Annotated in this window: 10 protein-coding genes; 4 read left to right on the top strand and 6 right to left on the bottom strand. The window is 65.5% G+C overall.

Annotated features, from left to right (window positions below; all coding sequences use genetic code 11):
* Positions 1–1,089 carry a glutamate--cysteine ligase gene (locus ATJ93_RS07860; RefSeq protein WP_120244119.1) on the top strand — a complete coding sequence of 363 codons (1,089 nt, stop codon included), beginning with the start codon at positions 1–3 and terminating at the stop codon, positions 1,087–1,089.
* A 300-nt stretch (positions 1,090–1,389) separates the two neighbouring features.
* Here the strand turns inward: ATJ93_RS07860 and ATJ93_RS07855 are convergent, their stop codons facing one another.
* The gene (locus ATJ93_RS07855) at positions 1,390–2,682 is read right to left on the bottom strand and encodes a hypothetical protein (RefSeq protein ID WP_120244117.1); all 1,293 of its coding nucleotides are present in this window, start codon (positions 2,680–2,682) and stop codon (positions 1,390–1,392) included.
* 183 nt (positions 2,683–2,865) lie between these two features.
* Between ATJ93_RS07855 and ATJ93_RS07850 the strand changes: the two genes are divergently transcribed.
* Positions 2,866–4,506 (top strand): hydroxysqualene dehydroxylase, encoded by a 1,641-nt coding sequence (locus tag ATJ93_RS07850; protein WP_120244115.1) that lies wholly within the window; start codon positions 2,866–2,868, stop codon positions 4,504–4,506.
* Positions 4,507–4,526: 20 nt separating this feature from the next.
* On the opposite strand, the gene ATJ93_RS07845 is transcribed toward ATJ93_RS07850, so the two are convergent.
* The 4 genes from ATJ93_RS07845 to ATJ93_RS07830 form a co-directional block, all read right to left on the bottom strand.
* Entirely contained in the window at positions 4,527–4,949 is a 423-nt protein-coding gene (locus ATJ93_RS07845) for a universal stress protein (RefSeq protein ID WP_120244114.1), read from the bottom strand.
* An 83-nt stretch (positions 4,950–5,032) separates the two neighbouring features.
* A complete protein-coding gene (locus tag ATJ93_RS07840; RefSeq protein ID WP_120244112.1) occupies positions 5,033–5,812 on the bottom strand; it encodes a sulfite exporter TauE/SafE family protein in 780 nt (259 codons plus the stop codon).
* Between the two features lie 93 nt (positions 5,813–5,905).
* Positions 5,906–7,054: an AI-2E family transporter gene (locus ATJ93_RS07835; protein ID WP_120244110.1), complete on the bottom strand. Its 1,149-nt coding sequence runs from the start codon at positions 7,052–7,054 to the stop codon at positions 5,906–5,908.
* A gap of 216 nt (positions 7,055–7,270) precedes the next feature.
* Entirely contained in the window at positions 7,271–8,527 is a 1,257-nt protein-coding gene (locus ATJ93_RS07830) for a divalent metal cation transporter (RefSeq protein ID WP_120244108.1), read from the bottom strand.
* A 790-nt stretch (positions 8,528–9,317) separates the two neighbouring features.
* Between ATJ93_RS07830 and gyrB the strand changes: the two genes are divergently transcribed.
* On the top strand, positions 9,318–11,258 hold the full coding sequence (gene gyrB, locus ATJ93_RS07825) for a DNA topoisomerase (ATP-hydrolyzing) subunit B (RefSeq protein ID WP_120244107.1): 1,941 nt from the start codon (positions 9,318–9,320) through the stop codon (positions 11,256–11,258).
* A gap of 25 nt (positions 11,259–11,283) precedes the next feature.
* Complete coding sequence (gyrA, locus tag ATJ93_RS07820; RefSeq protein WP_120244105.1) at positions 11,284–13,791, top strand: DNA gyrase subunit A; 2,508 nt, start codon at positions 11,284–11,286, stop codon at positions 13,789–13,791.
* 274 nt (positions 13,792–14,065) lie between these two features.
* Here the strand turns inward: gyrA and ATJ93_RS07815 are convergent, their stop codons facing one another.
* A complete protein-coding gene (locus ATJ93_RS07815; protein ID WP_120244103.1) occupies positions 14,066–14,599 on the bottom strand; it encodes an Rrf2 family transcriptional regulator in 534 nt (177 codons plus the stop codon).
* Between the last annotated feature and the right edge of the window lie 31 nt (positions 14,600–14,630).

Genomic DNA, 14,630 nt, shown 5'->3' with positions numbered 1-14,630 from the left:
ATGGAACGCGGGTCGCCGGAATCGTTTACGCGCATGGGCACGCTGGGGATCGAGGAGGAGTGTTTCGTCGTCGACGAGCGCGGCCGACCCACCAGCGGGACCGACGAACTCGTCTACGAACACGACCCCCCGGAGATCCTCGAGGACCGCCTCGATCACGAACTCTTTAAATCCGTCATCGAAACCCAAACCCCGCTGATCGAGGACCCAGACGACGCCCGCGACGCCTTGCTCGAGATTCGACAGGCGTTAGTCGACTACGCCCGCGAGCACGGCTACGAGATCGCCGCCGCCGGGCTCCACCCCCTGGCCAAGTGGCGCGAACTCGAGCACGCCGAGAAGCCCCGCTACCGCTCGCAGTTGGACCGCATCCAGTACCCCCAACACCGGAACACGACCGCCGGCGTCCACGTCCACGTCGGAGTCGACGACGCCGACAAGGCGGTCTGGATCGCCAACGAACTGCGGTGGTACGTGCCGATCATGCTCGCGCTCTCGGCGAACTCGCCGTACTGGAACGGGTTCGACACCGGCCTCCAGTCGGCCCGTGCGAAGATCTTCGAAGGACTGCCCAACACCGGGATGCCGACCTACTTCGAGGACTTCGCGGCCTTCGACCGGTTCGAGCGCCGGATGTTAGAGACCGAGTCGATCAACGATCGGGGTGAACTCTGGTACGACGTCCGCCCGCACACGGCCCACGGGACGGTCGAACTCCGGACGCCGGACGGCCAGGCCGACCCCGACGTCGTGATGGCGTTCGTCGAGTACGCCCACGCGCTCGTCTGCGCGCTGGCCGAGGAGTACGAGGACGGCGCGCCGGGCTACGGCCGGGATCACCGCCGGGAACTGCTGGACGAACACAAGTGGCGCGCGATCCGCTACGGCCACGAGGCCAGCCTGCTCGACCGCGACATGGAGGATACCGTCGATCTGGGCGAACTCGTCGATCGCGAGTGCGAGCGACTCGGCATCGACGGCATCAAGCGCGTCTACGAGCGCGAAAGCGGCGCGCAAAAACAGCGCCGACTCCTCGAGGAAGCGGGGCCGGACGCGCTCTGCGAGTCGCTCCTGCTGCAGGTCGACTAACTGGAGATCCGGTACTCGACCCTATAAAATCGGTTTTCGGAACACTCGAGAGCTTTCGGTATCTCCCTCTCAACACCGTCTGAAGGGGGTAGCGGGCGCTGTCGAAGTAGTGAAAGGGACCGCGACAAAGCGATCGCGGTCGTGGCAGGACGATGTGTGTGCGTGTATGGCGCAGTGATGATGTGGCAGTGATTGAGTGGACCGTCCTGCCGTATTCCCTCGTATGCACGCAGGGATGGTATCCCTGACGCCAATGTGTGTTGGTGGTCCCTGGACGAGACGATCCGGTTAGCCAACGTGCTACGACTCGACCACGTCGGCGAGCACCGTCGCGATCTCTCGGTTCGTTTCCGGGCTGTAGTGGCCACCTTCGCCGCGCTCGACGTACAGGGACTCGACGTCGCCGTCCTCGGGCGAGAGGTGCTCGACCATGTCGATCGTCTCGAGGTCGTCGTACCGCTCGTCCAACCGGTCCAGCAGGTCGCCGTAGATCGGGCCGTGTTCGGCCTCGTACTTCGCGTACCGGAGTTGCTGGACCATCGCGAACACCGGGGTAAACTCCTGTTCGTCCGCGTAGTCGACGAACTCCGCGATCAGCGCGTCGAACAGCGGTTCGTGGGTCTCGAACAGCCGCTCGTGGTAGCGCACGCGGGGCTGTTCCATCCGCAGCACCGACTGAGTCTGGGCCCCGTCGAAGTCGATCCCGGGAATCGGCTGCTCGAGGCGCTTTTCGATCTCGATACCGGCCTCGATCAGCGCGTACCGCACCTTCTCGGCGTCGTCGACGAAGTCCGTCGTGTACGGGAACGTGGCGTAGTGGGGCTTGAACCAGTGGTCGTAGTGGAAGTCGTACTCCCGCAGGAAGTCGGCCTTCGACTCGAGGTCGAGCAAATCTTCCTTTTCGTCGACCGGGCTGTCGATCCGCTCTAAGTCGCCGTTTTCGAGGACGTACCGCGGTTTGACGGCGAGGATGTTGCCGAACTCTTGGTAGTGTTTCCACACCGAGAGGATGCGGGCGATCGAGGAGGCGGTGACGACCACGAAGACGTAGTCGGTCGGCTCGTCGGGGTACTGGCGCTTGAGCCGCATCAGGGCCTGGTCGAGCCCGTAGTTTCCGCCGCCGTAGTTGGCGACGTGGGTGTCTAACTCCTGGGCCATGTAGTGCTGGAAGGTCTCGTCGTTGTTGACCTCGCGGCAGAAGCAGTAGGAGTCACCGTAGGTCGAGACCGTCACGCCGGCGTTCGCGGTCCCTCCGGACCGCTCCTCGTCGGCGGCTGTCGCCGCCCGGTCCTCGTCCCGGTCCTTTGCGGGACAGACGCGACTCCCGTACTCGTCCGTCGAGTAGGTGACGACCGTCCGGAGTTCTTCGCCGGGGAGGTGGTCGCCGGTGTCCTTCTGTTTCTCCTGGTTCGGCTGGGGCACCCAGCCGAGTTCGGGGTCGAAACTGCTGAACTTGCCGAGCAACTCTCGGTCGATCTCGGGAAATTCCTCGGTCGCCACCGAGGGGATCCGCTCGAGCGCGGCGTAGGAGACGGCCTCGAGGACGACGACGATACCGGCGAGGACGACGGCGAGCGCGAGGAACGGAAGCATCCGGATACGGGGATACAGGAACGGGCCCCAAGTGGATTGCCCCGGCATATGCTGCAACTGGCCGCGGAGCGCCGGGATACTCCGAGAATGAGTGGGGTCCGATCGATTCAGGATCGATCGACTTCCGGATCCCTGCAGTCGTTAGGGCCACGCGTTAATCCGTTCGATCCCGGAGTACGACCAATGACAGACGTTGTCGTCATCGGGGGCGGGGTCGGCGGCCTCACAGCGGCCCAGGAACTCGCGACGCGGGGCGTCGACGTGACCGTCCTCGAGGCGAACGACCGCTTCGGCGGCAAGGCGCGATCGATACCGATCGACGACGGCCCGGCGCCCTTGCACGGCGAGCACGGCTTCCGGTTCTTCCCGGCGTTTTACCGCCACGTCGTCGACACCATGGCTCGCATTCCGGACGGCAACGGCACCGTCGCCGACAACCTCGTCGAAACCGAAGCGACGCTCATCGCGAGCACGACGGGTGCCGACCGGATCGCCGACACCGGCCGCCCCGACTCGCTGCGGGGCTGGCTCGAGGCGCTTCGCCCGGCCTTCGCGGACGATCTGCCGCCGTCGGACGTGCGCTTCCTGCTCGAGCGGCTGCTGTACTTCTTGACCGCCTGCGAGGAGCGGCGGGAAAACGAGTTCGACGCGGTCTCGTGGTGGGAGTTCATCGACGCCGAAAACCGCTCGCCGGAGTTCCGCGATCGGCTCGCCTACGCCACCCAGGCGCTGGTCGCGCTCCGGCCGCAGGTCGGCAGCGCCCGGACGATCGGCGCCATCTACCTCCAGTTGCTGTTCGGGCAACTCGATCCGAGTCGGCCGACCGAACGGATCCTGAACGCGCCGACCAGCGAGGCCTGGATCGATCCCTGGGTTCGCCACCTCGAGTCGCTCGGCGTCGACTGTCGTTCGAACGCGCCGGTCCGGGAACTCGCCGTCGGCGGTCGCGGGCGACGAATCGAGGGCGTCGTTCTGGCCGACGGCGAGACGGTGACGGCCGAGGAGTACGTCCTCGCCGTGCCGGTCGAGGTCGCGACCGAGTTCGTCACGCCCGAGCTCGCCCGCGCCGCGCCGGAGCTGGGTCGGATCGAGCGCCTCGACACCGCCTGGATGAACGGCATCCAGTTTTACCTCTCGGAGGAGGTTTCGCTGACCCGCGGCCATCAGGTCTACGCCGACGCGCCGTGGGCGCTGACGTCGATCTCCCAGCGCCAGTTCTGGGAGGACTCCGCGTACGAACTCGGGGCGCGCGGTCCCGACGAGGTCGACGTTGAGGGGGTGCTCTCGGTGATCGCCTCCGACTGGGACACGCCGGGGATCGTCCACGGAAAGCCGGCCCGAGAGTGCACCCGCGAGGAGGTCGCGACGGAGATCTGGGCCCAACTGAAGGCCCACCTGAACGGCCCTGACGAGCGGTTGCGCGACGAGATGCTGGTCGACTGGTTCCTCGATCCGGCCCTCGAGGAGACCGAAGACGGCCTCGTAAACCGGTCGCCGCTGTTGATCAACACCGTCGGCTCGTTGCGAAACCGGCCGTCGGCCGACCCCGACGTCGAGAACCTCACGCTCGCGAGCGACTACGTGCGGACGAACTCGGATCTGGCCTCGATGGAATCGGCGAACGAAGCCGGTCGCCGGGCGGCGGCTGCCGCGCTCGAACGGCTGGGCGTCCGCAGACCGGCGCCGCAGGTGTGGGAACTCGAGGAACCGGCACCGTTCGAGCCGTTCAAACGGCAGGATCGGGTTCGGTACCGGCTCGGACTGCCCCATCCCGCCGACGTAACGCACTCGCTGCGGCGGTCGATTTCGACGCTCGTCGGGTGAGCCCCTCGCTCTGGTTCGGGTCAGCGGACGACGGTTACCGGCACCGAGGAGTGACGGACGACGACTTCGGCGACGCTACCGAGTAGAATTCGGGTGACGCCCGACCGGCCGCGACTCCCCATCACGACGTGGTCGACGTCGTTCGTCTCGGCAAACTCGACGATCTCCTGAGCCGGCGAGCCGATCCGGGTGTGCGTCTCGATGTCGACGCCCCGTTCGGCTGCGAAGTCCTCGGCTGCCGATAGCTGGTCGGTCGCCTCGCCGAGCAGGTCCTCGAGTTGTTCGTCGGGTGCGTCGTCGGCCGCGTTCGGGATGAACGGCACTGCGGACGTGTCGGCGACGGTCAGGGCGACGAACTCGCCGTTCGGAAAGAGATCGAACGCGTACTCGAGCGCCTCGCGGGCGGGATCGGAGTCGTCGAACGGGACGAGAACGCGTGCCATGGGGTTGATAACGGGCAGCGGCGCCTTTAGTCTGGTCTCGGGTCGCGAGTCTCAACGCTCGGTTCTCGAGTCTCGATCTCGATTCAGAGGGCGAGATAGGGCCCGACGGCAAGCAGGACGATCCCCAGCGCGACTTTCAGCTTCTCCGGATCGACGACGTGTGCGACCTTCCAGCCGACGACGACGCCGAGCAGGAGCGGCGTTCCGACGACGACCGCGAGCGCAACGTTGACGCTCCCCTGAAGAACGTAGCCGGTCGTCGCGAACGCCGCGATAAAGATCGACTGGACCTGCGCGACGGCGACCGCAAGCAGCATGGGAATGCCGACCAGCACCAGCGCCGGCACGGCCAGCACGGGGCCGCCGATTCCGAGCAAGCCGCTGCAGACGCCGAGTGCGAATCCGAGTCCGGCGAGGGTGAGTTTCCCCTGTCGCTGCAGCGGCTCGAGGTCGTAAACCGGACTAAAGCCGTGCCGCTCCCGGTAGAGGATGATCCCGCCGACGGTTGCGGCAACTCCGCCGAGCAGCAGGCCGAACACCGAACGCGGAACGAAGGCGTTGACGTACGCGCCCACGAGCGCGCCGACGATGCTCGACCCGCTGAGGATGACCGCCAGCGCACGTCCGTGACCCGTTCGCATCTCGCCGGAGTGGAGGTACGCCGCGCTGCCGACGAGGCCGGTGAAGATGAACGTCGCGTGGGCGGTGCCGGCGACCTCGCCGGCGGCGAGTCCCGTCAGCGAGTACAGCGCAATCGTGACGAAAATACCGCCGGGGCCGATCGTCGTGATACCGATGCCGGAGAAGAAGGCGATCGACGCGAGCAACAGGAGGAGCGAGAGGTCGAACGGGAGCCCGAACATCGACGGTATCGAGGCTTCGTGGCCGCACCCGTGACTCTTCCGGTTACGAGCGACAGCGACCGGGCGGGGGCGACGCAACCGTGCGACGAACGGTTACTCGTCGGCGTCGGTGTCGTCCGCGTCGGAGTCGTCCGCGTCGGTCGGTTCTCGGCCAGTAGCCGACTCGGTCGCATCGGGTTCGGCTGCCGACCCCTCGGGCGGCGCTCCGTCGGGCGGCGTCCCGGCGTGGCCGCGGGCGAAACAGTCGAGCGCGAGTTTCGACCCTCCGAGGACGACGGGGCCGATAAACAGCCCGACCGCACCGAACGCGATGAGTCCGCCGAAGATACCGACGACGACGGTCGCGGCGTTGAACGCTTCGGTCTGGCCGATTAACGCGGGTCGCAAGTACGTATCGGAGAACGTGACGAGCAGCCCGTACACGACGACGGCCGCGCCGACGGTCGGCCGGCCGACCGCGACGAGGTACCCAGCGACCGGGAGCCAGACGCCGAACGCGCCGACCAGCGGCAGCAGCGTCAGGACGAACGTCGCGACTGTGAGGAAGACGACGGCGGGGACGCCGGCGATCGCTAACCCGACGCCGAGCAGCACCGCCTGAATCGCCGCGACGGCGACGTTCCCCACGACCGAGGCCCACATGAGGTCGTCCAGTCCGCCGCGGAGGTCCGCCAGTACCGCGTCGTCGACCGGCAACACCCACTGCACCCACGCGACGAGTCGTTCCCCGTCCCGCAGCAGGGCGAAGAGGACGAACAGCGTCACCGTCAGGCCGATAAAGAGGCTCGGGAGGTTTCCGAGGAACCCCATCACGCTCATCGTCACCTCCTGAACCGCCGTTGCGATCCGATCCTGATTCGCCTCGTACAGCGCAGCGAGATCGACGGCGATGCCGTTGGCCTCGAGCAGTGCCTCGATCTCCGCAACGTTGAATTCACCGCCTCTGACGGACTGAGCGACGTCGAGCGACTGTCGAACGGCGATCGCGATCACGTAGACGAGCGGGAGAAGGACCGTCAGGAGCGTGCCGACGACGACGGCGCCCGCAGCGATCGTCGGTCTGACGTACCGCTCGAGGCGTCGCTGGACGGGAAACAGGATGTACGCGAGGACGACGCCGAACAGGACGAACTGTAGGTACGGGAGGAGGACGACCAGCGCGAGGAGGGCGCTCACCAGTCCGAGCGCGGTCAGTCCGGGCTGATCGACGATCCAGTCGGTCGGCGCGGCGGTATCTGACATAGTGGGTCGTTCAACGGTTCGACATATTAGTCCGTAGATTCGTCGACAATCGTGTTCGTCGGCATCACCCCTCGTCTCGTTGGCGAGCGGGTCGATTCCGCCGGAGACCGGACGCCATCTGCTCGAGGAGCGTCGACAAAAACCCGCAGCCGCGTCCGCCGGGATCGGACCCGACAACGGTGACGAAGGGCGTCGATGAGCGACGCGATCGGGGGCCTACAGGATGTTCACGATGGTCTCGTAGAGCGACTGGACCGTGAGGAGGCTCCCGACCAGCAGGACAAGTCCTGCGGCCAGAAACGCGGCGTTCTCGTACCACTCGACGTCGTAGAACTTGTTGACCGCGCCGATGAGCGCGAAGACGGTTACCGGTAGCCCGATGGCGCCGTTGACCGCCGGCATGATGATCGCCATCTCGACCGGTCCGAAGCCCGTGTACACGAGCATCAGTAGCGCGACGACTCCCGAGGCGGCGATCAGTCCGACGACGGTTCGGCGGAACGCGACGTCGCCGAACACCGTGTCCCGACCGAGCGACTGGGGAACCATGAAGCCGGCGCCGAACAGCGTCCCGGTCGCCGAGGTGATACTCGCGAGAAACGCCGCGAGCATGAACACGACCAGCGCCCCGTGACCGAGAATGTCCGCGAGCGGGACGCCAGGCCCCGTCAGCGTCATCTCGCCTTCGGAGAGGGTCACCGCCGAGACGATCATCACGAAGCTCCCGATGGTGAGTGTCGTCGCGATGCCGACGGCGTTGTCCTGCCGGTACCGCCAGATGTCGGTCCACTCCTTCGTCGGTTTGATGCTCGACTGGATGAAGAAGTTCGGCCAGTAGACGGTCGTCCCTAACAGGGCGATGACCGCGGTCAAGTAGCCGATATCGCTCTGGAGCGCGGGTTGCAGCCCCGCGGCGACCGACTGCCACGGGACGTCGAGCCCGACCAGGAGCAGTCCGTACGAGCCGAAGACGGCGAACACGGCGGCGGCGATCGCGGCTTCGACGCGGTCGTAGACCTTGAGCTGCACGATGGCGATCCCCGTGCCGGCAGCGAGGACGATGCCGACGAGCACGTTGTCGATCCCCGGAACGAGCCAGGCGAGCGCCGCTCCGGCGACCGCGTAGTTCGAGACGGCCCACAGCGCGGACATCAGCGAAATCGAAACCACGAGCGCCGTCCCGCCGACCGGAAGCGTCTCGACGATGTAGTCCGCGAGCGGTTCGTCGTCGACCGCCAGACGGGCGCTCATGTCGTGGAGCGCGATGTCGATCAGGAACGCCAGCGGGAGCACCCACAGCAGCGAGAACGCGAAATTCGCGCCCGTGTCGGCGAGGATGTACACCGATCCAGCGCCGAACACGTTCGCTGCGAATAGAATTCCCAATCCGTACTTGTAGAGCGCGCCGTGGACCGTCTCGCCGCCGGGGATCGACTGGACGAGCTCGGAGGGCGTCGCCGATCGCTCGCTCATGCGAGATCACCCCGAGGAACACGCCCGCAACTTCGACGGACGAGTCCGTGGCCGATTACGCGAACCGTCCGTTCGAATCCGTCGATCGTCGGGGTAGCCGGGGGACCAACCCGATTCGAACGAAAGAAGATTGGGATATTCGATTGCGATTCCGGTTCCGGTGTGCCCGTCCGATCGAATGAGTCGATCATGTGTAGTGGGGTCGGAGACGGGTGCGCTCGTCCCCGATTGGAAGCCAAACGCGGTGGCGACCGTTTCGGCGCGAGAGACGGCGACACGTCGCCTAATTCGCCTCGTCCCTATCTGGGGTATCCTGCCAAGTGAGTTGCTGGCTGGCAGGTGAAAGGAGTCTATCAAATTTTGCACTCGGAAACCGGCCCGTACGGGGAAGATCCGATTAACCGCGTAGTCAGGCCCCGTATCAACGGAATTCTTGTACTGGTGGATTTCGACCAGCAGCATTCCAAGTGCCGTCATTCTGTCACATCCAGAGACCGGACGGTCTCGAGTCGATGAAATCGAGGCACTAGTGGCCCGTGCGACCGGTTACACGCCGTCAGATCCGATCAGCGAAACCAACACGACGCGCCGTTAGAACCCGCAGTTCATACCGATCCGACGGACGCGGACGCAGACGACCGGTCAGCCGGGCGGTCGATACAACGGCCGACGCGCGGTTACTTTGGGCTTGCAGCCGCTGGGGAGAACATTATCCGCTTCTCGCGTTTCGCGCGCGAGCGCGTACGTGAGCTTTATTAGTCGGTAGCCACTACCCGAAAGCAGGTTTCTCATGTCCCAGGAAAGCGAGTACGGCGCCGGACAAATCCAGGTCCTAGAGGGCCTGGAAGCCGTGCGGAAACGGCCGGCGATGTACATCGGTTCTACCGACTCTCGAGGACTCCACCATCTCGTCTACGAAGTGGTGGACAACTCGATCGACGAGGCGCTGGCCGGCTACTGCGACGACATCACCGTCACCATCCACGAGGACGGCTCGGTGAGCGTCGCGGACGACGGCCGCGGCATCCCCGTCGACACGCACGATGAGTACGATCGCCCCGCCCTCGAGGTCATCCTGACGGTCCTCCACGCGGGCGGCAAGTTCGACAACAAGTCCTACCAGGTCTCCGGCGGCCTCCACGGCGTCGGCGTCTCGGTAGTCAACGCCCTCTCCGAGCGCCTCGAGGCCGAGGTCAAGCGCGACGGCGGCGTCTTCCGCCACGCCTTCGAAGCCGGCGAGCCCGTCGGCGATATGGAGCGCGTTCGCGACATGGAGCCGGACGAGGAGACCGGCACCGAAGTCCGGTTCTGGCCCGACACCGGCATCTTCGAGGCCAACGAGTTCTCGTTCTCGACGCTCGCGAACCGCCTTCGCGAGTTGGCCTTCCTCAACTCCGGCGTGCGCATCACGCTGCGCGACGAGCGCGAGGACGCCGGCGACGCCGACGACGAGGGCCCCGTCGAGGAGACCTTCGAGTACGAGGGCGGCATCCGCGAGTTCGTCGAGTATTTGAACGAGACGCGCTCGGCGATGCACGACGACATCATCTACTTCGAGGACGAGGAGCAGAACATCCAGGTCGAGGTGGCGATGCAGGCCACCGAGGAGCTCCAGGGCTCGATCCACGCCTTCGCGAACAACATCAACACCCGCGAGGGCGGTACCCACCTCACGGGATTCAAGACCGCCCTCACGCGGACGGTCAACGACTACGCCAACGAGAACAACATGCTCGGCGACCTCGACAACAACCTCAAGGGTGAGGACATCCGGGAGGGGCTGACCGCGGTTATCTCGGTCAAACACCCCGACCCGCAGTTCGAGGGCCAGACGAAGACCAAGCTCGGCAACTCGGAAGTCCGTGGTATCGTCGAGAGCGCCATGCACGAGGGGCTCGGAACGTACTTCGAGGAGAACCCCGACACCGCCGAGGCGATCATCACCAAGGCCGTCGAGGCCGCGAAAGCGCGAATGGCCGCCCAGAAGGCCGAGGAGCTGACGCGGCGGAAGTCGGCCCTCGAGTCGACCTCGCTGCCCGGCAAGCTCGCGGACTGTCAGACCAAAGATCCCGAGGACGCCGAACTGTTCATCGCCGAGGGTGACTCCGCGGGCGGCAGCGCGAAGCAGGCCCGCAACCCCGAGTTCCAGGCCGTCCTCCCGATCCGCGGGAAGGTGCTGAACGTCGAAAAACACCGCCTCGATCGGGTGCTCGAGAACGACCAGATCCGGAACATCATCACGGCGATCGGCGCCGGCGTCGGCGACGAGTTCGACGTCGAGGACGTCCGCTACAAGAAGATCATCATGGCGACCGACGCCGACGTCGACGGCGCCCACATCCGCACCCTCCTCCTTACGTTCTTCTACCGGCACATGCGGCCGCTGCTGGAAGGCGGCTACGTCTACGCGACCCAACCGCCGCTGTACCGCATCCGGTACCGCGGCGAGACCTACGACGCGATGACCGATCAGGAGCGCGACGAGATCATCGAGGAGAAGTGCGACGGCTCGCCGTCGCAGGTCCAGCGGTTCAAGGGCCTGGGCGAGATGAATCCCCAGCAGCTCTGGGATACGACGATGGACCCGGAGAACCGCATCCTCAAACAGATCACGATCGAGGACGCGGCCGCCGCGGACAAGATGTTCTCCGTGCTGATGGGTGACGCGGTCGAACCGCGCAAGCAGTTCATCAAGGAGAACGCGCCGGAGGCAGAGTGGATCGACATATAGCCGCGGTAGCTGAGGTGATGTCCACATGAGTTCAGACGTACCCGATCCGACAGACGTAGAGGCTCGAGCCGTAGAGAACGTCCGCATCGAGGACGAGATGGAGCAGAGCTACATCGACTACGCGATGTCCGTCATCGCGGGTCGTGCGCTCCCCCGCGTCGAGGACGGCCTCAAACCCGTCCACCGCCGCATCCTGTACGCGATGCACGAGATGGGCGTCTCGAGCGGCTCTTCCCACCGGAAGTCCTCCTCGATCGTCGGGGAGACGATGGGTGACTACCACCCCCACGGCGACAGCGCGATCTACGACACCTTGGTCCGGATGGCCCAGGACTTCTCGATGCGCTATCCGCTGGTGGACGGCCAGGGGAACTTCGGCTCGATGGACGGCGACCCGGCCGCCGCACAGCGGTACACGGAGGCCCGGATGTCGCCCATCTCCGAGGAACTGCTCGAGGACATCGAGAAGGACACCGTCGACTTCTCGGCGAACTACGACGACCGCCTGCAGGAGCCCGACGTCCTGCCGGCGGCGTTCCCGAACCTGCTGGTGAACGGCTCCTCGGGGATCGCGGTCGGGATGTCGACGAACATCCCGCCGCACAACCTCGGGGAAGTGATCGACGCGACGATCGAACTGATCGACAACCCCGACGCGACGGTCGAGGACCTGATGGAGCACGTCAAGGGACCCGACTTCCCGACGGGTGCGAACATCGTCGGTCGCGACGCCATCTACTCCGCTTACAAGACCGGCCGCGGACGCCTCCGCGTGCGCGCCGAGTTCGAGGTCGAGGAGTGGAAGAACGGCCGCGAGCGGATCGTCGTCACCGAACTGCCCTTCCAGTCCAACAAGGCCCGCCTCGTCGAGCGAATCGCCGAGGACGTCAACGAGGGCGAGATCGAGGGCATCTCCGACCTGCGCGACGAGTCCGACCGCGACGGCGTCCGCGTCGTCATCGAACTCAAGCGCGGCGCCAACAGCGAGGTCGTCAAGAACAAACTGCTCGAGAACCACTTAGAGAAGACCTTCGGCGTCATCAACCTCGCGCTGGTCGACGGCCAGCCCCAGGTGCTGTCGCTGAAGGAAACGCTCGAGGAGTACGTCGCCCACCGCCGCGAGGTCGTGCGCCGACGCAGCGAGTACGACCTCGAGGAAGCCGAGGATCGGGCGCACATCCTCGAGGGCCGGCTGAAGGCCGTCGAGAACGCCGAGGACGTGGTCGAACTGATCCGCGACAGCGAGACCCGCTCCGACGCGAAGGAGAACCTTCAGGACGCCTACGGCTTCTCCCAGGATCAGGCCGACCACATCGTCCGCATGCAACTGGGCAGCCTCACCTCGATGGAGGCCGCCGAGATCGAGGACGAGTACGAGGAGGTTCAGGCAGAAATCGAGCGCCTGACCGCCATCCTCGAGAGCGAACAGAAGCTGCTCGAGGTCATCAAGGACGAACTCCGCGAGGTCAAGGACGAATATGGCGACGAGCGCCGGACCTCGATCGTCGAGGATCAGGGGACGGTCACCCACGAGGACCTCATCCCCGAGGAAGAGGTCTTCGTCGTCATGACCGAGGACGACTACGTCAAGCGGATGCCCATCGAGGACTTCGACCCCCAGGGTCGAGGCGGCAAGGGCATCATCGGCGCGGACGTCAAGGAGGGCGACCGCGTCTCGACGGTCTTCCGGGCGAACACCCACGACTACCTCCTGTGCTTCACGAATCAGGGCAAAGTCTACCAGCTCAAGACCTACGAGATCCCCGAGATGGGTCGGACGGCCCGCGGGAAGTCCGCCGTCAACATCCTCGACCTCGACGACGGCGAGGACATCACCGCCATCGTCGACACCGACGCGCTGGCCGACGACGAGTTTGTGACGATGGTCACGCGCAACGGCTACGTCAAGCGGACCGCCGGCGAGGAGTTCGATAACATCCGCTCGACCGGTATCATCGCCTCCGACTTAGAGGAGGGCGACGAACTCGTCGACGTCGAGGTCACGGACGGCACGAAGGACCTCGTGATCGCCACCGAGGGCGGGATGACGATCCGCTTCGACGAGGACGAGGTCCGCGCGATGGGCCGCAACGCCCGCGGGGTCAACGGCATCAAACTCGAGGGCGACGACGCGGTCGCCGGCCTGGTCGCGACCGACGAGGCCGACGACAAGGCCCTGCTGACCGTCACCCGAAACGGGTACGGGAAGCGGACTCGCCTCTCCGAGTACAGCCGCCAGTCCCGGTACGGGAAGGGGCTGATCGACATCAAGACCGGCGACCGGAACGGACCGGTGACGGCGGTCAAAGCCGTCGACGACGACGATCAACTCGTCGTGATGAGCGAGGACGGACAGATCATGCGCACCCGCGTCGACGAGATTTCGACGGTCGGTCGCAACACGATGGGCGTGATCGTGATGGAAGTCGAGGGCGACGACGCGGTCGCGAGCGTCGACGTCGTTCCCGTCGAGTCGCTCGAGTCCGACATCGAGGAAGACGCAGACGTAGACGCCGACGCAGCCGACGACTGAGCGGTTCGCCTCGATTCGACGCCGGAGCCGCTAGCAGCGAGAAACGGCCCCTTTTCACCGTTCGCGCTCGCGACTGACCGCTCGAGCGCCGGCGTGACTTCGGATTCAAAGCACCAGCATAACCGACTAGCGGAGCGGCAAGGGTGCGAACGCGGAACCGAGAAGACGCGGAGACAAGAAGACGAGAAGACCAGAAATCGGGAGAGACGGGTCTAGAGTCCGGCCGTCCGGTCGCGGCCAGTGTTGGCTGTCGGTGACTGGGGAAGGACGGCGATCAGTGTGCCGGCTCTTCGCCCGGGGCGGTCATGTCCTCGATCCGGAGGATGAGGATGTTGTTCGTGTCGTCCTTGCCGTCGACGCGCCCGTCGATCACGAGCTTCGACAGCGGCGTCGGACCGACGGTGACGGCGTCGTCCTCCGAGATGCCGTCGATCGTCCCCTGCATGTGGATCTCCGCGCGGCAGAGTTCGGGGTGGTGGACGCTCGAGAGGTCGATCTCCTCGACGATGACGTCCTCGACCGGCTCGCCCTCGTGCTCGAGCGGGACGGACGCGGGATCGTCCATCTGCTGGATCTCGAGGGCTTCGTAGGCTGCGGCTGTCGGTTTGTAGCCACCTTTCGGCCCCGGTACACCTTCGACCAGCTGGAGGGCCTTGAGACTCTGCATCTGGTTGCGGATGGTACCAGGGTTACGGTCTACCTGTTCGGCGATGTCCTCCCCCTTGATCGCGTCCTCGGACTCCTTGTGGAGATTCGTGAGCGCGCGGAGGATCTTCTTCTGACTCGGGGTTAGTTCAATTGATGACATGGTGAATTGTTCGTAGTTGATTTCCTTAAAC

The organism is Halopiger aswanensis, from assembly GCF_003610195.1.
Classification (GTDB): Archaea; Halobacteriota; Halobacteria; order Halobacteriales; family Natrialbaceae; genus Halopiger; species Halopiger aswanensis.
Note: the sequence above shows the minus strand (reverse complement) of the source record. Positions and strands in the feature narration are given on the sequence as shown.